19 protein-coding genes are annotated in these 18,195 nt (G+C 27.9%); 4 read left to right on the top strand and 15 right to left on the bottom strand.

All coding sequences use genetic code 11. The features are described from left to right. Together serS and U8307_RS06780 are read right to left on the bottom strand one after the other, a co-directional pair. The gene (serS, locus tag U8307_RS06785) at positions 1–1,269 is read right to left on the bottom strand and encodes a serine--tRNA ligase (protein ID WP_326911350.1); all 1,269 of its coding nucleotides are present in this window, start codon (positions 1,267–1,269) and stop codon (positions 1–3) included. Between the two features lie 145 nt (positions 1,270–1,414). Then, the gene (locus U8307_RS06780; RefSeq protein WP_326911348.1) at positions 1,415–1,972 is read right to left on the bottom strand and encodes a helix-turn-helix domain-containing protein; all 558 of its coding nucleotides are present in this window, start codon (positions 1,970–1,972) and stop codon (positions 1,415–1,417) included. Between the two features lie 300 nt (positions 1,973–2,272). Here U8307_RS06780 and U8307_RS06775 point away from each other — a divergent pair, with 300 nt between their 5' ends. Next, on the top strand, positions 2,273–3,544 hold the full coding sequence (locus U8307_RS06775; RefSeq protein ID WP_326907343.1) for a transposase: 1,272 nt from the start codon (positions 2,273–2,275) through the stop codon (positions 3,542–3,544). 143 nt (positions 3,545–3,687) lie between these two features. Continuing rightward, entirely contained in the window at positions 3,688–5,922 is a 2,235-nt protein-coding gene (locus U8307_RS06770; RefSeq protein ID WP_326911346.1) for a HelD family protein, read from the top strand. A gap of 49 nt (positions 5,923–5,971) precedes the next feature. On the opposite strand, the gene sfsA is transcribed toward U8307_RS06770, so the two are convergent. Continuing rightward, positions 5,972–6,664, bottom strand: a complete 693-nt coding sequence (gene sfsA, locus U8307_RS06765) for a DNA/RNA nuclease SfsA (RefSeq protein ID WP_326911344.1) — start codon at positions 6,662–6,664, stop codon at positions 5,972–5,974. A 108-nt stretch (positions 6,665–6,772) separates the two neighbouring features. Here sfsA and U8307_RS06760 point away from each other — a divergent pair, with 108 nt between their 5' ends. Continuing rightward, on the top strand, positions 6,773–7,024 hold the full coding sequence (locus U8307_RS06760; RefSeq protein WP_326911342.1) for a hypothetical protein: 252 nt from the start codon (positions 6,773–6,775) through the stop codon (positions 7,022–7,024). A gap of 65 nt (positions 7,025–7,089) precedes the next feature. Here the strand turns inward: U8307_RS06760 and pyrE are convergent, their stop codons facing one another. From pyrE to U8307_RS06700, 12 genes are all read right to left on the bottom strand, one after another. Then, the gene (gene pyrE / locus U8307_RS06755) at positions 7,090–7,653 is read right to left on the bottom strand and encodes an orotate phosphoribosyltransferase (protein ID WP_326911340.1); all 564 of its coding nucleotides are present in this window, start codon (positions 7,651–7,653) and stop codon (positions 7,090–7,092) included. A gap of 104 nt (positions 7,654–7,757) precedes the next feature. After that, complete coding sequence (locus tag U8307_RS06750) at positions 7,758–8,660, bottom strand: dihydroorotate dehydrogenase (RefSeq protein WP_326911338.1); 903 nt, start codon at positions 8,658–8,660, stop codon at positions 7,758–7,760. Positions 8,661–8,681: 21 nt separating this feature from the next. Then, on the bottom strand, positions 8,682–9,404 hold the full coding sequence (locus U8307_RS06745) for a dihydroorotate dehydrogenase electron transfer subunit (protein ID WP_326911336.1): 723 nt from the start codon (positions 9,402–9,404) through the stop codon (positions 8,682–8,684). 48 nt (positions 9,405–9,452) lie between these two features. Continuing rightward, entirely contained in the window at positions 9,453–10,316 is an 864-nt protein-coding gene (gene pyrF, locus U8307_RS06740) for an orotidine-5'-phosphate decarboxylase (protein ID WP_326911334.1), read from the bottom strand. An 82-nt stretch (positions 10,317–10,398) separates the two neighbouring features. Further along, positions 10,399–10,824, bottom strand: coding sequence for an aspartate carbamoyltransferase regulatory subunit (locus U8307_RS06735; RefSeq protein WP_326911332.1), 426 nt, complete (start codon positions 10,822–10,824; stop codon positions 10,399–10,401). Beyond that, positions 10,824–11,750 carry an aspartate carbamoyltransferase gene (gene pyrB, locus U8307_RS06730; protein WP_326911329.1) on the bottom strand — a complete coding sequence of 309 codons (927 nt, stop codon included), beginning with the start codon at positions 11,748–11,750 and terminating at the stop codon, positions 10,824–10,826. The genes U8307_RS06735 and pyrB overlap by 1 nt, the downstream gene beginning before the upstream one ends. 376 nt (positions 11,751–12,126) lie before the next feature. Then, the gene (locus tag U8307_RS06725) at positions 12,127–12,333 is read right to left on the bottom strand and encodes a DUF951 domain-containing protein (RefSeq protein WP_326911328.1); all 207 of its coding nucleotides are present in this window, start codon (positions 12,331–12,333) and stop codon (positions 12,127–12,129) included. A 12-nt stretch (positions 12,334–12,345) separates the two neighbouring features. Then, positions 12,346–12,933 carry a sulfurtransferase-like selenium metabolism protein YedF gene (yedF, locus tag U8307_RS06720; RefSeq protein ID WP_326911326.1) on the bottom strand — a complete coding sequence of 196 codons (588 nt, stop codon included), beginning with the start codon at positions 12,931–12,933 and terminating at the stop codon, positions 12,346–12,348. Between the two features lie 45 nt (positions 12,934–12,978). Further along, a complete protein-coding gene (locus U8307_RS06715) occupies positions 12,979–13,671 on the bottom strand; it encodes a CvpA family protein (RefSeq protein ID WP_326911324.1) in 693 nt (230 codons plus the stop codon). 58 nt (positions 13,672–13,729) lie between these two features. Continuing rightward, complete coding sequence (locus U8307_RS06710) at positions 13,730–14,797, bottom strand: DUF5711 family protein (RefSeq protein WP_326911322.1); 1,068 nt, start codon at positions 14,795–14,797, stop codon at positions 13,730–13,732. Positions 14,798–14,903: 106 nt separating this feature from the next. Further along, entirely contained in the window at positions 14,904–16,043 is a 1,140-nt protein-coding gene (locus tag U8307_RS06705; protein WP_326911320.1) for an aminotransferase class V-fold PLP-dependent enzyme, read from the bottom strand. A 95-nt stretch (positions 16,044–16,138) separates the two neighbouring features. Next, entirely contained in the window at positions 16,139–17,419 is a 1,281-nt protein-coding gene (locus tag U8307_RS06700) for a dihydroorotase (protein ID WP_326911318.1), read from the bottom strand. 113 nt (positions 17,420–17,532) lie between these two features. Between U8307_RS06700 and U8307_RS06695 the strand changes: the two genes are divergently transcribed. Beyond that, on the top strand, positions 17,533–18,192 hold the full coding sequence (locus tag U8307_RS06695) for an HAD family hydrolase (RefSeq protein WP_326911316.1): 660 nt from the start codon (positions 17,533–17,535) through the stop codon (positions 18,190–18,192). The last annotated feature ends 3 nt before the right edge of the window (positions 18,193–18,195 follow it).

Below are 18,195 nucleotides of genomic sequence, written 5' to 3'. Positions count from 1 at the left end.
TTAAATTTTTTCTATTCCTCTCATATATGGTCTTAACGCTTCTGGTATTATTATAGTTCCATCTTCTTGCTGATAATTTTCTAATATTGCAGCAAAAGTTCTTCCAACCGCTAATCCTGAACCGTTTAATGTATGAATAAATTCTAACTTTCCTTTATTTTTAGGTCTAAATTTTATGTTAGCTCTTCTTGCCTGAAAATCCTCAAAATTAGAACATGAAGAAATTTCAACATATCTGTTGTAACTAGGCATCCATACTTCTAAATCATATGTTTTAGCAGAACTAAACCCAATATCACCAGTACATAACTCTACCACACGATAAGGAAGACCTAAACCCTTTAATATTTCTTCTGCAAATCCAGTCAATACTTCAAGTTTTTTATAAGATTCCTCTGGAGTAGAATACATAACCATTTCTACTTTATCAAATTGATGATTTCTAATTAATCCCCTAGTATCTCTTCCAGCAGAACCTGCTTCTGCTCTAAAGCAAGGAGTATAAGCAGTCATATAAACTGGTAAACTTTCTTCATCTAAAACTTCATTTCTATATATATTAGTGACAGGTACCTCAGCAGTTGGTATTAGATAATAATCTTTTTGATTTAACTTGAACATATCTTCCTCAAACTTTGGCAATTGACCTGTACCAATCATGCTTTCCCTATTAACTATAAGAGGCGGTGCTATTTCCGTAAATCCATGATCTAATGTATGTTTATCTAACATATATGCTATTATCGCTCTTTCAAATCTTGCTCCAACTCCTTTAAACATAGAAAAACGAGTTCCAGTAATTTTCGTTGCTCTTTCAAAATCTAAAATATTTAAATCAACTCCCAAATCCCAATGAGTTTTTGGTTCAAAATTAAATTTTGTAGGCTCTCCCCATTTTCTAACTTCCTTATTATTTTCATCTGATAAACCAAGTATTATATCTGGATTTGGTATGTTTGGAATAGTTAATAGTTCTTGTTCTATTTTATCATCGATTTCTTTTAACTCATTATCTTTAGCTTTTACTTTTCCAGCAAGCTCTTTCATATTTTGAAGTATTAATGTAACATCCTTTCCTTCCTTTTTCATCATTGGTATTTGTTTAGATACTTTGTTTTGCTCAGCCTTCATATTTTCTGTTTCAACAAGCTTTTTTCTTCTTTCTTTGTCTAATTTTAAAATTTTATCAAGGCTTAAATCTGGATTTCTTCTTTTTAATAAATTTTCTACTTCTCGTGAATTATTTCTAATTCTTTTAATATCTAACATATTCCCCTCCATAATCTTATGATATCATAATCTCATTTGCATAAATTTTATCATAAAAACTCTCGTCTCTAATATTAGAGACGAGAGTTACACACGATGTCACTATAATTAATATATTATAGTATAATTACCTTGTCAAGGAATATTATAAATGTATTGCAGGTGAGATTATACACAACGCTTCAGTTTCGTCATTATCACAGTTAAAAATCAAATGCTCATTATTTTCAGAAACACAAATACTGTCTCCTTTTGATATTGTGTAAATTTTATCACATATATGACATTCTATTTTTCCCTTTAAAACATAAATACATTCTTTTGCCTCATGTAATATTTTTTGTTCACTAAGCCAGGTTTTTGATGGTAATTTAAATAAAAATGCTTCTAAATTTGCAGATTTACTTTTATTTTTTAAGATAGGTGTTATAAATTCTAATTCAACATTAATATTACCAAACTTAACTTTAGTTCGTCCTTTTTCTAAAATTGTAACTACATCATCTTGTGTTTCATCATTAAATAAATCAGATAATGAAACATCCAAAGCATCTGATAATCTTCTTAAAACTGCCAGAGAAGGCGAAATAAGATCTCTTTCAATTTGTGATATATAACCTGGAGTAACATTAATTTTTTCAGATACCTCTACGATAGTCAAATTTTTTCTTTTTCTAATAGTTCTTATTTTTTCACCAATCAATTTTATACCCTCTTAATAATATTAATACTACTTACAATTATACATCATAAACATATTAATTGTCACGATAATATTTTCACAAATTAGTTATTTTACACTTTTATTTATTTAAGTTTCCCCATTTTTTCAAGACCATGATTAAAATAAAAGAATGAAAATAATATTAGTTATCCACAATTTAAGAAAAAAAATAAAATGTTAAACACAGATTTGTTGATTTTACAATAAAAAATGCAAAAATGCTCACCTATATGTTATAATTAATGTGCAACCAAAAACTAAACAAAGGAGCATTCTTGCATGATTAATTATAACAGATTAGCTTATGAATTAAAACGGGATATTTCAAATTTTTCAAATAAAATTTCTACTGGTTTAAAACGTCCTAAAATAAAGTTCTTAACACAGATGATTTACGGTTTACTCGAAGGAAATAAAACTCATTTAAGTGAAATTGCACGTTCTTTAAAAGAATCTATAACTCTTAAAAAAACTATTGAACGTTTGTCAAGAAATCTTCATGATTTTGATGATGGTGATCAGGTTATGGAAAATTATGTTGATATAGTTAAACAAAATATTAAAGATGATTATTCTGTAATTGTCGTTGATAATTCAGACATAGCAAAACCATGCAGTAAAAAGTTAGAAGCTTTAGCTGACGTACGTGACGGTAGTACCGGTAAAATAGTAAAGGGGTACCAAACAATCGAAGCTGCTGTATTAACTTCTAATAGAAAAATGCCTCTTCCCGTTTATGAAAAAGTATTTTCAGCAGAAGAAAAGGGATTTATCAGTGAAACTCATGAAAATATTAAATGTTTAAAGTCACTTAGCGAAAATTTTGGAAACAAATGCATAAGGACATTAGATAGAGGCTTTGATGCAAATGAATATTTTAGATATTTTATTAAGAATAAAGAACGTTTTGTAATACGTATAAAAATGAATCGTAATGTTATCTATAATGATAAAACTCAAAATGTTCTTGATGTAGTTAGTAAGTATAAAGGTAATTATTGTTTAAAATTCAAGGGAAAAAATAAAAAAAATATTGACTGTAAAATTAGTTATATCCCTGTTAGTTTATGCGAATTTCCAAAACAAGAATTAACCTTAATAGTAGTTTACGGTTTTGGACAGATTCCTATGATGTTACTTACAAATTTAAAATCATCTGAAAAGAAAAAGATATCGCTTATAGTAACTAAAGTGTATTTAACGAGATGGCGTATTGAAGAATATTTTAAGTTCAAAAAACAGCAGTTTGATTTTGAAGATATTAGAGTTTGGTCTTTAAAATCTATACGTAATTTTAATCTATTTGCAACTATTACTGTTGGGTACATTGGTATAATGACATCTGAAAAAGCTGATAGTATATTTTTTAAAGAACTTAAGGAATGTTCAAAGAGAATTTATGACATTCCTAAGTTTATTTACTATGCCATTGGCTATGCTATAGAAAGTATTTTAGTTAAAACTAAAGTTGGAATTCAAAGCTTTATACCTAAAAACATTAAATCACAACAATTTGATATCTTCAACTACTTTAAATTAGTGGCTTCATAAGTTTTTAAAAATTGAAAATGGGGAAACTTAAATTTTATTTAGTCTTTTCATCATCTTATATATATGATATAATAAAATATTAAAATTTTATATTTTAATATTAACATCGATACAAGCATAAGCTAATTAAAAGGGGTTATAAAATGAGTCAATATGAAAATATTTATAATGAAGAAATCGACTATCTTAATGAAATAATTAATTTATTAAATTATAAATTGGAGTTAGAAACAGAAGAACTTGATGGTAAAAAGATTGATTTAATTGCTGCAAGAAGAGAGATGTGGGAAAACACAACTCATTCTTCATCAGATTTTGATAAACTCTCTGATTTAAATCAATATTTAAGTGCATTACAATCACAAACCTTTAGCTATACTGAATTAGCCAAGCGTATATCTAAGTATGAGAAAATGTTAGATACTCCTTATTTTGCTAAAATTAACTTTACTGAAGAGGGCTATGATGATACAGAAAAAATATATATAGGTACTTTCAATTTAATGGATGAAGAAACACATGATATTAAGATATATGATTGGCGCGCACCGATTTCTAGTATTTATTATAGAAATGAACCCGGACCAGTAGAATATATGGCCCCTGCTGGTTTGATCAAAGGTAATTTATCACTTAAGAGACAATTTAAAATAACTAATGGTAATATGGATTATTTTTTTGACAGCAATATTAATATCATTGATGAAATGCTTAAAGAAGCTCTTTCTCAAAATATGACTTCTAAAATGAAAACTATTGTTGAAACCATACAAAAACAACAAGATTGCATTATTCGCGATTTGAATAATGATATTCTAACAGTACAAGGAGTTGCAGGAAGTGGGAAAACTTCGGTAGCTCTTCATAGAATTGCATTTTTATTATATCAAGGTTTAAATTTGAAATTAAGGTCAAATAATATAATAGTGATTTCGCCAAATTCAATATTTTCAAAATACATTTCTAATGTTTTACCTGAACTTGGAGAAGAAAGTATTGAGGAACTTACTTTTGAAAATATTTTTTCAAAAATTTATAATAATAAATTGTCTATAAAAAGCAAAAGTGAACAACTTGAAAGTATTATTTGTTCTAAAACCGAAGATGAAAGAGATTTTTTACGTCTTTATGACGATTTCAAAGGTTCTGAAACATTTTTGAAAATCATACAAAGATTTATTTACTATTTCGAACATAATTTAATTCCTTTTGAAGATGTTTATTATAATGGAAAACTTATTGAGAATCGTAATCTATTAAAGTCTTTGCTATTAAGCGGAAAGTTAAATATGCCTACATCTAAAAAGCTAAAAATTTTAGAAAATAGGGTTATGGATAAAGTTTATGATATGAAAAAAAATCGTTTGAAAAAAATTGAAAAAGTAGTTGATAATTCTAATAGACATGAATTTGAAGTAAAATCTTTTTCTAGAGTATTATTGGCAAAAGAAACTACAGCTCTTAAAGAAAAGATTCATAAATTTTCTGAATTTAATTGTTATGAATTATATAAGGAATTGTTCAAAAATAAGGAATTATTTTACAAATTATCAAAAGGCTTATCCCTACCTAAAGATATAGATAGAATTATTGATTACACAAACGAAAGTATTTCTGATCCTTTTAATATTCATTACTCTGATGGTATTGGATTAATGTATCTAAAGATTATGGCCGAAGGATGTAGTTTATTTAGCAACATAAAACAAGTAATAGTTGATGAAGCTCAGGATTATTATCCTATTCATTATTATTTATTGAAACATATGTTCAGGGAAGCTAGGTTTACAATTGTAGGCGATATAAATCAATCAGCTGAAAAGGAATCTAATTTAGATATTTATGATGAAATAATAAATATCTTTAATAAACAAAAAAGTAATAAAATATTCTTAACTAAGAGTTATCGTAGTTCATATGAAATAAATAAATTCTGTAGTAAATTATTAGATAAAGAAACCGATGTAGAATACTTTAAAAGACATGAAGAAAAACCAAAAATTATTAGTAGTACTAATAGAAATACTATGGAAGAAAAAATATTAGAAGAAATAAAAAAATATAAAAATCAAGGGTTTGAATCAATAGCAATCATATGCAAGAGTAGAAAGGAATCCTCTGAATTATACTTTAGATTAAAAAATGTAGTTGATATAAAACTTATAGATTATATAAGTGATGAGAGTATTACTGGAATATCCATACTCCCAGTATACTTAGCAAAAGGATTGGAATTTGATGCTGTTATTGTATTTGGTACTGATAACGAAAGGTATAAGACAAAATATGATAAAAAGTTGCTGTATATCGCTTGTACTAGAGCCTTACATAGACTATCACTATACTATACAGGTGAAATATCACAACTATTAAAATAATATACAACCACCGAGTATCGCAATATTCGGTGGTTGATTTTAATCAGATTTAGCTTATTTTATAATTTATTCTGTTTTTAATTTTTATAGTATTTTTAGTTACATAGGATGTATATACAATTATCTTTACTCCACATTTTTCTGCTTTTCTTAATGCATCTGCAAATTTTTTATCAGTATTATCATTTGGTTCAAATTCTTTTGCATCTTCCAATTGTACCAAAAAAAATATTGTTCCTTCATATCCATTATCTACTGCATCTATCATTTCATAAACATGTTTTCTACCTCTTTCTGTTGGTGCATCAGGAAACAAAGTTTTTCCTTCTGATTCTAACGTAACGCCTTTAATTTCTATAAATCCTTCTTTACCACTTTTTCTTTTATAATAAATATCAAATCTTGAATTTTTATATACTTTCTCTCTTTTAACTTCTGCTAAATCTATAAACTCTGGCAATTCATTTGATAGTATACTTTCATATACAACGTAATTTGGAACTTGAGAATCAATATTAATTAATTTATCCCCTTTATAAATACTAATAAGAGAATACTTTGTTTTTCTTTCTAATTTATCTGACTTTTGCAAGTATACCTTTCTTCCTTCGATAAATAATTCTTTACATCTTCCTGTGTTTTTTACATGAACTTTTTCAATTATTCCATTTACATAAATATCTGCTATAAATCTGTTTATTCTTTTTATAAATATGCCTTCTTCAACTTTGGAGTATTTCATTTTTTTACCTCTAGTATTTTTATTTCCTGGGAAATTCCATATATAGTAACATGATATATATTATATCATATATTATAATATATAAAATTTTTATAAAGGAGTTTATATATGGAATATAATAGAAATAATAATCAAAATCATGTAAATGACTATTATAATCGGGATAACAATGAGTTTGATGTGTACAGCAATAGATTTAGAAGATACGACGATAGATATGATTACAGATATGATAGGGATTTTGATGATAGAAGATATGACTATGATAGAATGAGATATTACCGATACCCATATTGCGACAGATATGGTAGATGTGACAACTCATTATGGTGGTTATTCTGGCCATTTTTCTTCCTATAGCAGCAATTAGTAAGTAATAACGAGCAGTGGTTGAGCTATTGCTATCCACTGCTTATATTAGCATATTAAAACTTACGACTACCTGGTTTTACTGGTACTGAACCATTTCCACATAATGGACAATTATTTGGTTCATATGTTTCAAATTTTATCTCTACTGCACTGTATAAAGGTAATTCTATTTTACTTACTTTCCTATCTACAATACAACCTATACCTACTACCTTTCCACCGTACTCTTCTAATATTTTAGCAGTTTCCATAGATGATTTTCCAGTAGTAACTACATCTTCCATAATTAAAATTTTTTCACCTTGATTTATTTCAAAACCTCGTCTTAATGTCATAACATTATTTTCTCTTTCTGTAAATATTGCTCTTATATTTAATTGTCTACCTAATTCATATGCTGCTGTTATACCACCCATTGCAGGACCAACAATTACGTCTATACCCAGTTCCTTAACTTTATCTGCAACAAGTGAAATTACCTCTTCAGATTTGTCTGGATATTGTAATAATTTAGCACATTGACAATATCTATCACTATGTTTACCAGAAGATAATAAAAAATGTCCTTCTAACAGTGCATTGCATTCTTTTAATATTTTAACTACATCAGTACTCATTATAACCTCCTGAAATTTTAATTATTTTGTTGATCTATTTTACTAATAATACAAATAGCTTTAAACTAAAATTCTACATTACATTATTTCTTAATTACCAACTTTTATATTATCCCTCTTATTTCATCTAAACTATTAATTCCTTCTATATCCATGAACTCAGATACTCCATCTATTATATCAACAGCGATATCTGGTTTAATAAAATTTGATGTACCTATTTGTACAAGTGTTGCTCCTACCATTATGAATTCTATAACATCCCTTGAACTCATAATTCCTCCTAAGCCACACACTGGTATATTAACAGATTTTACTACTTCATGAACCATGCGAAGAGCAATTGGTTTTACACAAGGACCTGATAATCCTGCATATATATTATCAAAGACTGGTTTTCTTTTTTTTATATCTATAGCCATTGCTTTTACTGTGTTTATCAAAGATATGGAATCTGCTCCTGCTGCTTCACAAGCTATTGCCATTTCTGATATATTTTCAGCATTTGGTGATAACTTTACCATTAGTGGTTTGTTGCAATTCTTTTTGACTTTTGATACTATTTTATGTGCAATATCACTTTTTACTCCAAAGGCCATACCACCACTTTTTACATTTGGACAAGAAATATTTAACTCAATTAAGTCAACGTCTGTATTATTTAACTTTGATATACCTTCTAGATACTCTTCTTCTGTATTTCCACCAAGGTTTGCAATAATAATTGTATTAAAAGACTTCATTTTTGGCAGCTCTTCTTTTATAAATATATCTACACCTGGATTCTGAAGACCAATACTATTAATAAGACCCATAGGTGTTTCCCATAACCTTGTTCCCTTATTTCCTTGTTTAGGATTCAATGTGAGACCCTTGCTACAAATGCCACCTAAAATTGATATATCATAAATTTGAGAGTATTCCTCTCCAAATCCAAAGGTCCCTGAAGCTGCTAATATTGGATTCTTAAATTCTATACCCATTACTTTAGTCTTTAAGTTAGCCATTGTCATTCTCCGTTCCTACCTTTATATTATTTCTTCACTAGAAAAAACAGGTCCATCTTTACATGCTTTTTTATTTCCATATATAGTTTCTACTGTACAACCTAGACATACTCCCATACCACAAGCCATTCTTCTTTCCAATGATACATAACATTTAACTTTATTTTCTTTACACTTATCTACGATTTTATTCATCATAATTTCTGGACCACAAGTTACTACAGTATCATATTTGCAAAAATCAACATAGTCAGTTACAAATCCTTTTTCACCTATACTACCATCTTCAGTTACAATTGTTGTACTATTTGCGTACTTTTTAAATTCATCATCTATATATACCTTTTCTTTATATCCTAAGTAAACGTCTGCCTTTTTTCCTAAAATTTTAGTTAGATACAATAGTGGAGCTATTCCAATACCTCCACCTATTACTGCAATTTGTCCATTTAATTTATCTTCTTCAAATCCATTTCCTAATGGCCCAAATAACTGCAGTTTATCATTTTTTTTCAGAGTGCTAATTTTTGTTGTCCCTATTCCTTCTATTCGATACAAAAAATTAATTGACTTTTCATTAACATCATTAACACTTATAGGCCTTGGTAATAAAAATGAATTATCTAATGTTTTAAGCATGAAAAATTGTCCAGGAATTATTTTTCCCTGATATTCTACGCTTAACTTATATATATTATCTGAAATACATTTATTTTCTATTATAATACCTTTTTGAACCTTCATACTTTCCTCCCAGATTAAAAGAAAAAACTTCCGTTTAATGGTATTTAATTATATGTGAGATCTTATATCCTCTCTCATTCTAATTGCTTCTTTTCTTGAATAATAAGCAAACTTTTTTTCTCCATCATTTTCTTTTTTGTAAGCTAGTAATATTCCTCTAGAAGAATTAACTACAGCTCCATTTCCATTAATAAGATATGTTGCAATATCCTCAGCTTTCCCGCCCTGCGCTCCATAGCCTGGTATTAACAAAAATACTGATTTAATTTTATTTCGCAGAATTACTCCCTCTTCGTTGTTTGTACATCCAACAACTGCACCAATCGAGCTAAAACCGCAATTTCCCATATAATTTTGTGCGAGATTTTCTATTTTTTCTCCTACTGTCTCATATAAAGGAGTATTGTCTTCATTTTTTATATACTGAAAATCCTTAGCTCCTTTATTTGAAGTTCTTACGAGTGCAAATATTCCCTTTTCATTATTTTGAATAAACTTTAGAAAGGGTTCAATGCTATCATTTATACCCATATATGGATTTAATGTAACAAAATCTGCTTCAAAATCTCCTGTATAATGTCCTTTTGCATACATTTCAGCTGTTTTAGATATATCCCCTCTTTTTATATCAGCTATTGAGAGAGAATTTTTTTTCTTAATATATTTCAAAATATTTGAATACGCTTTAAGTCCTTCTAAACCATAAGATTCATAATAAGCTATTTGAACTTTATAACATGCTACTATATCATGAGTTGCATCAATTATCTCTTTATTAAAATTATAAATAGCATCTCCAACAGACACATATTTATCAGAAAACTCTCTTGGGATGTAATTATAATCTGTATCTAACCCTAAACATACGTGTCCTTTTGTTGCTACTTGACTAAAAAGTTTATCAACTATCAACTTTCATCCTCCTTTAAGATTTTATAAATAAATTTGTTAATTAAAGATATAGCTGATGAATAATCATCAGCTGTAATTATAATTAGTTTTCTTCATAGGCTGTGTCGCAATATATACAACGATAAATTTTGTTTTCCTTGTCTGTCAACTTAAATTTATGGCTTACTTCTTGTTCAATAGATGTAATACATCTAGGATTCTTGCACTTTACTACATTTGTTATTTCTGAAGGAAGCTCTAAATTAATCTTATCAATTATTTCCCCATTATCTATAACATTAATAGTTATGTTTGGGTCTATAAATCCTAATACTGTTAAGTCCATACTTATATTATTTTCAACTTTTATTATATCTTTTTTTCTTAATTTTTTACTTTTAGCATTTTTTATTATAGCAACACTGCAATCCATCTTATCTAAATTTAAATACTTATAAATTTCCATTGCTTTGCCTGCTTGAATATGGTCAATAACTAACCCTTTTTCTACGCTATCTATTTTTAACATTATATTTCCACCCCCAATAATTTCATTATTAATGCCATTCTAACGAACATTCCATACTTAGCTTGCTTAAAATAACATGCTCTTGGATCATTATCAACTTCTACAGAAATTTCATTTACTCTTGGCAAAGGGTGAAGAATAGTCATATCTTTTTTAGCTTTTTCTAATTTTTCCATATTTAATATATAACTATCTTTTAATCTTATATAATCAGCTTCATTGAAAAATCTTTCTTTTTGCACTCTAGTCATATAAAGTACATCAAGTTTTTCTATTACATATTCTAATCTTTCTACTTCCTCAAACTCAATATTATTCTTAACTAAAATTTCTTCTCTAATATATTCTGGAATTTTCAATTCTTCTGGAGAAATCAAAATAAATTTTATATTATTATATCTTGATAATGCTTTAATAAGAGAATGAACCGTGCGCCCAAACTTTAAATCACCACAAAGCCCAATCAAAAAATTATCTAATCTTCCTTTTAATGATCTTATTGTTAATAAATCTGTTAAAGTTTGTGTTGGATGTTGATGCCCTCCATCTCCTGCATTTATAACTGGCATATCAGTACTCATTGCTGCTATCATTGGAGCTCCTTCTTTTGGATGCCTCATTGCTGCTATATCTGCGTAACAAGCTATTGTTCTAATAGTATCCGCAACACTTTCTCCTTTTGCAGCAGAACTTGAATTTGCTGATGAAAAACCCATTATACTACCTCCGAGTCTTAACATTGCAGATTCGAAACTTAATCTTGTTCTTGTACTTGGCTCGTAAAATAATGTTGCTAAAACTTTTCCTTTACAAGCATCTGCAAATGCAATTGGATTGGTGATAATCTCATCTGCCAAATCAAGTACTTCATCTAATTCTTCTACTGATAAATCCTTTGGTTCTATTAAACTTCTTCCTTTTAACATAGTTCCTCCTTTTTAGCCTCTCTGGACTATTTTAAAGTATAAAAAAAATCTTCATTGCATGACAAAGAAGAAAAAACAATTTATCAGTTATTAATCCTTCCGTGCCTCTCTGTGCAAGTTTAAAGGTATTCTTTCTAAACTATGATAGTATATTTTATTATACATGTCAATACTTATTTCTTTTTTATTGATTAAATATTTATTTTAATATAATCTTCTCATTCGGTATGCATATAATGCATACCCTACAATAATATATAGTCATTCAAATATAACACTGTAGGGGACGCATTGTATGCATCTCGCGACGACCAAAACAACACGATTAGACAATATGTCTTGTCCACCTTGGTATGCATACAAGCTTACCGTACAATTATTTTTCTTCTTCAGTTTCTATAGAACTAACTATTTTTGTAATTCTTCTCTCAACTTCCTTTCGTGGAAGCCACACTTGCCTTTCACATGTATTACACTTTATCCTAAAATCGGCTCCTATTCTTAAAATTTCCCATTCATATCCACCACAAGGATGTTTTTTCTTAAGTTTGACAATATCCCCTACATTTAATTTCATAGGCATAATACCCCTCCTTTATACTGTTATTGTGTTGTCAGAATTATTTATCATTTCTACTATATCATACATATTGGAAATTTCACCAACCTCTAAATTGCCTTTAATTTCAAAGAAATCCAAACATGTTCCACATGAAACAATTTTAACTCCTTCTTCTACGAGCTTTTTTAAATCTTCAATTACTTCAGAACCTTTTGTTGTTAATTTTACTCCACTGTTCAAAAATACCATAAAATTAGGGTATGGTTTTGTTTCTGTTATTGTATAAATGAAACTTTTCATAAGAATATTTCCAAGTTCCTCAGAGCCTTTTCCTAATTTATCTGAGCCTAACACAATACAACTGTTTATTTTCGTTGAATTATCAACTATTTCTATATCCTTATCGACATTTGTTTCTTTGAACAGTTCAATATATATTCCATCGTTTTTCTCTTCTAATTTTGTGTTATATGCAAATTTTGATGCCAATTTCCCAACATTTAACTTTGCAGTTTCATTATCTACAATTGTAATAATATTGTTTTCACCTGCATCTATTTCTTTCTTAGTTAATATTACTGGTAGTGGACATGATTTTCCTCTCGCATCTATTGTCTTCATAAATTCCTCCTATATAATTATATTAATACTGACTCTTTGTACTATTTATTGATAAAAACCCTTGTAAGATAAATAATTCAATATTATATTATTATCATAAAATATTTTACTTGATTCAGACTTTATTATACTTTGTGCAAGGTTACTATCTTGCATAAAGCCAATCAGTGGTGATGAAAGTGCAAAAATTAAATATAATACTACTATACTTTTTAATACTCCCGTAATACCTCCAAAAACCCTGTTTGTTAAATTTAGAACTGGAAGTTTGAATATAGTATTAATAATATTCGATAAGATTACAAGTATTATATAAATAATTAAAAAAGTAATCAAAAAACTTATTGTCCTAACCAAAATGGTGCTTATACTATCTACAAATACTGAATATGAATCTACATTTCCAGTATTCCCCGAATTGAAAATATTACTTAGCAAATTTTGCATTTCAACAGGAAGCTTTAAGATATCTTCGAAGGCTTGTACTATATTATTAGATCCGTTATTAAAAATATCGTAAAATTTTTCAGATTTCGCATCAAAAAAATTATGTACTTTATCGTAAAGTTTAGTACTAGTCAAAAGAAATTCTTCTACTAAATAGTAAAACTCTTTACTAAGAAAAAAAGCTACAATTAATCCTATTGTATCAAAAAGTGTTTTAATAAAACCTCTTCTATATCCTTGAAAACAAGAACAACCTACAAAAATAATTATTATAATATCGATAAAATTCATACATTCCTCCTCTTTTTCTTTAGTATTAATTTCTTATTAAGTTTTGATAATTTCCTTACTACTTGATTTTCCCTTTTATTATCTCGTCATTTAAAATAATATATATATAATTATTATCTACTTTTAAATTTATAATGTTTCCGTCCATATTCTCATATAATTTATCTGTTTTACTATCATGAAACAAGTATACTTTATGATTATCATAACCAAATATTTTAGAATCAAATAATTTGATATTATATACATTTTCTGATATGCTATACAATTCCATTACCTTTCCTTCAAAATTATAAGAAATCATCTCTAGTTTTTCATCTTGTTCATATAATATATATATTCTTTTTTCAATTTTGTCTATTTCAAACGAAACTATTTTATTATATACACTATTTTTCCACATTAGCTTTCCATTATTGTTGTAGTAGTATATATTTTCTGAACCTAATAATATAACATTATTATTTACTATTGATATTTCTAAAATAACCTCATTCTTAATTTCAAAATTCCACAATTCTACATCATCTAGCAAATTAAATAATATTGTATTGATAGGTGTATCATTATTAAAATCTAATGTAGTTAGGGCATATCCTTCTGATTTATCACTTAACGATACCCCTGTTATAGCGTTATTGAAATGTTTATCTTTAACTACTACTTCATTATTTTCATCTAAAACGTAAAGTGAATTTTGGCCATCTTTTATTCTAGAAACAACAAAAGTTTTATCGTTTTCACGTGAAACACTAACAATTTCTCCTGTGAACTCAATAATGCCTAAAGTTACATTATTTCCATTAATTATTTCAATACTATTATCTAATCTTCTAAAAATATATTTATCAGTTACATAAACTTCATTAGTAAAAACATTGTTTTTATTCTCCCATAATATTTTACCATTAAAATCATAGTAAATAATTTTTTGATTATTAAAAGTTAAAATGCCTTTATCAAAAAATCTAATGTCTTCTAAGGAATTAATATTTACATTCTCAATATCTTCGATTTTATATTTTTTATTTTCTTGGAGATCTATAATAAAATCTCCTCCTTTTGTTAAAATGAAAATACTGACAACAATAATTATAACAATAAAAAATAATATTAATCGCTTCATATTTCTCCTTATTATAATGGGAACCTAAACTGTAGGGGACACATTTATGCGTCCCGTGGCATGCATACAATGCATACCCTACAATATGAATCGCCCTATTTAATATTTATTGCATTGATATTTCGTTTAATGCTTTTATAGCAAGCTTAATGTCATTGTTTTTATTAAAAGGACCAACACTAAATCTTACAGCTCCTATTTTTTCAGTTCCTATTGCCTTATGCGCCAATGGTGCACAATGAAGTCCTGGTCTAACAGCTATATTATATTCTGTATCTAATAAATATGCAACTTCTGAAGAATCTATATCTAAAATGTTAATCGGAACAACGCCACATCGATGTTCTATTCTTTTCGGGCCATATATTTTGATTTTAGGGTTCTTTTCTACTTCTGTGATGAATAGGTCTAAAAGACTTTTTTCGTGGTTTAAAATCGAATCTGTGCCTCTGTCTAGAATATACTTAACTCCTGCATTTAACCCAGCTACTCCTGGCAAGTTCGGTGTACCTGCTTCAAATTTATCAGGATAAAAATTTGGCTGTCTTAAATTACTTGACTCACTTCCAGTTCCACCTACCTTATAATAATCTATTTCTATTTCACTATTTATTAACAGGGCACCCGTACCCTGTGGTCCTAGTAATCCTTTATGACCCGGTACTGATAATATGTCTATATTTTGTTTGTTTACATCAATATCAAGTACTCCTGCACTTTGAGCAGCATCAACCAAATATGTTATATTTTTTGATTTACATATTTTTCCAATTGCTTCAATTGGAAAAATTGTTCCCGTTAAATTTGAAACATGTGTGGTTACAATTAATTTTGTATTACTTTTAATTGCTTTTACAATATCTTCTACCCTAATACTTCCATCTTCAGAGCATGTCACTATAGTGTTTTCTACTCCCTTTAATTCAAGTTCCTTTATTGGCCTTAAAACAGAATTATGATCCATTTCTGTAGCTATAACATGATCACCTGATTTCAATATTCCTTTAATTGCTAAATTAAGACCATCTGTTGCATTAAAGGTAAATATAACTTTCATAGGATCATCTAATTTGAAAAGCTTAGCTAATAGTTCCCTAGTTTCATAAATTACCTTTGCTCCTTCTATAGCCATTCCGTGGCTTCCTCTTCCAGGATTAGCTCCATAGCTTTTCATAGCTTTCATCACATTTTGATATACTGATTTTGGCTTTGTAAAAGTTGTAGCAGCATTATCTAAATAAATCATTAAATCACCTACTTTTAATTTATATTATATTATATGTTCTACCTACTCTTTGTTTATTTTATTTTTATTAACTACTTCTATCTTATATAAAGAGATTAAGATGAAGAATCATCTTGATATATTATTTTACCATTGCATATGGTGAATTTTACTTTACCAAACAATTCTTGACCAATAAACGGAGTATTTGATGACTTAGAATAAAATTTCTTAACTACCCATTTTTCTATTGGATCAAAAATTACAATATCAGCTTTAGATCCTACATCTATATATCCTAAATCAAGATTATACAGCAAAGCGGGATTTATTGTAATTTTCTCAATAAGTTTTGATAAACTAATATGATTTTTATTGACTAAATTTGTTATTCCAAGAGCTAACGATGTTTCAAGTCCAATTATCCCGCTTGGAGCCTTTGCAAATTCTCTTTTTTTCTCTTCTTCGGAATGAGGTGCATGATCTGTTGCAATTATATCAATGGTATCATCTTTTATACCCTCAATTAATTTCATTCTATCATACTCAGTTCTCAATGGAGGGTTCATTTTTGCATTTGTCCCATATAATAACACTGCATCTTCTGTTAATGAAAAATGGTGTGGAGAAACCTCAGCAGTTATATTTGCTCCTTTAGCCTTTGCATTCCTAATAATATCAACTGAATTACCAGAACTTATATGTTGAATATTAACTTTTGCTTTAGTTTCAAGGGCTAGTACACAGTCTCTAGCGACCATAACATCTTCAGCTAAATTAGATGCACCATTAATACCCATTTTTTTAGAAATAGACCCATCGTTTATTCCTGCAAGACCAATTAAATTTGGATCTTCTTCATGAAAACTCAAAGGTAAATTCAATTCTTTCGCTATTTCCATTGATTTAATAGCTATCTTACTATCCAATATTGGAACACCGTCATCAGTAAATCCTATTGCACCATTATGTTTTAACAACTCCATATCAACAATATTTTTTCCTTTTAATTTCTCTGTTATAGAAGCAGTCTGATAAACATTGATTGGAGATTTTTCACATTCTTTTATAATATACTTCAAAGTGTCTATATTATCAACTATTGGATTTGTATTTGCCATACAAATAACAGTTGTATACCCCCCTCTTGCTGCAGCCATAGAACCTGTCTGAATGTCCTCTTTATATGTAAAACCAGGGTCCCTAAAATGGACATGTACATCAATAAAGCCTGGGGATACAATTTTTCCTTTGGCATCGATAACATTACAATTGCTACTACAATAATCTATTTTCTTTTCTAACTTCTTAATTATATTTCCATCTATCAATAAATCTAAAAATTCATCTCTTTTTGATTTTGGATCAATAACTCTACCATTTTTTATAAGTAACATCTTATTCACCTTTATTCAAATTTTATTGAATGAACTAACAATTTTTAAATATATTATACCATTTCTATGAAATTTATGGTAGTATATTATTATTAAAAAAATAGGAGGCATACATGTTTAAGGCTGCTATATTTGATTTAGATGGTACTTTACTGGACTCTGTAAAGGACCTTGAAAATGCTTGCAATTTTGCATTATCAAAATTTAACTTACCATATGTTGATTCACAAAACTACAAATTACTTCTTGGTAATGGAAGATATTATATGGTAAAAAGTATAGTTGAAAAATACTTCAGCATAAATAAAGAAGAAATTATTAATCAATTTTTAAATTATTTTAATACTTATTATAAAGAACATATGCTTGATAATACAAAGCCTTTTAACGAAATTATTGAACTTTTAGAAGAATTGGAAAAAAATAATATTGTTACAGCTATATTATCTAATAAACCAGATGACTTTACAAAAACTTTAGTAGATAATATTTTTAAGAACAAAGTAAAGGTAACATATGGTCTTAGAGATGGTTATAAAGCAAAACCTAATCCAGATACTTTATTAGATATAATTGATATGATAAAGCTGAAAAAAAGTGATTGTGTTTATATTGGTGATACGGAAATAGACATTAGTACGGCTAGAAACGCCAATATTAAATCAATTGGAGTTTTATGGGGTTATAGATCGAAATCTCTTTTAAAACAGGAAGGAGCAGATTATATCGCCTCTTCTGTAAAGGAACTTAAAGATATAATTATTAATAATTAATAA

Origin of the sequence: Sedimentibacter sp. MB31-C6 (assembly GCF_035934735.1) — a bacterium.
GTDB lineage: Bacteria > Bacillota > Clostridia > Tissierellales > Sedimentibacteraceae > Sedimentibacter.
Note: the sequence above shows the minus strand (reverse complement) of the source record. Positions and strands in the feature narration are given on the sequence as shown.

Coding starts and splice junctions, on each gene's coding strand:
- U8307_RS06745 (WP_326911336.1), bottom strand. CDS start 9,404: ATGAAGGTTCAAAAAGGTATTATAATAGAAAATAAATGTATTTCAGAT.
- U8307_RS06760 (WP_326911342.1), top strand. CDS start 6,773: ATGGAATATAATAGAAATAATAATCAAAATCATGTAAATGACTATTAT.
- pyrE (WP_326911340.1), bottom strand. CDS start 7,653: ATGAGTACTGATGTAGTTAAAATATTAAAAGAATGCAATGCACTGTTA.
- U8307_RS06735 (WP_326911332.1), bottom strand. CDS start 10,824: ATGTTAAAAATAGATAGCGTAGAAAAAGGGTTAGTTATTGACCATATT.
- sfsA (WP_326911344.1), bottom strand. CDS start 6,664: ATGAAATACTCCAAAGTTGAAGAAGGCATATTTATAAAAAGAATAAAC.
- U8307_RS06770 (WP_326911346.1), top strand. CDS start 3,688: ATGAGTCAATATGAAAATATTTATAATGAAGAAATCGACTATCTTAAT.
- U8307_RS06695 (WP_326911316.1), top strand. CDS start 17,533: ATGTTTAAGGCTGCTATATTTGATTTAGATGGTACTTTACTGGACTCT.
- pyrB (WP_326911329.1), bottom strand. CDS start 11,750: ATGTTAAAAGGAAGAAGTTTAATAGAACCAAAGGATTTATCAGTAGAA.
- U8307_RS06725 (WP_326911328.1), bottom strand. CDS start 12,333: ATGCCTATGAAATTAAATGTAGGGGATATTGTCAAACTTAAGAAAAAA.
- U8307_RS06775 (WP_326907343.1), top strand. CDS start 2,273: ATGATTAATTATAACAGATTAGCTTATGAATTAAAACGGGATATTTCA.
- U8307_RS06700 (WP_326911318.1), bottom strand. CDS start 17,419: ATGTTACTTATAAAAAATGGTAGAGTTATTGATCCAAAATCAAAAAGA.
- yedF (WP_326911326.1), bottom strand. CDS start 12,933: ATGAAGACAATAGATGCGAGAGGAAAATCATGTCCACTACCAGTAATA.
- serS (WP_326911350.1), bottom strand. CDS start 1,269: ATGTTAGATATTAAAAGAATTAGAAATAATTCACGAGAAGTAGAAAAT.
- U8307_RS06715 (WP_326911324.1), bottom strand. CDS start 13,671: ATGAATTTTATCGATATTATAATAATTATTTTTGTAGGTTGTTCTTGT.
- U8307_RS06705 (WP_326911320.1), bottom strand. CDS start 16,043: ATGATTTATTTAGATAATGCTGCTACAACTTTTACAAAGCCAAAATCA.
- U8307_RS06710 (WP_326911322.1), bottom strand. CDS start 14,797: ATGAAGCGATTAATATTATTTTTTATTGTTATAATTATTGTTGTCAGT.
- U8307_RS06750 (WP_326911338.1), bottom strand. CDS start 8,660: ATGGCTAACTTAAAGACTAAAGTAATGGGTATAGAATTTAAGAATCCA.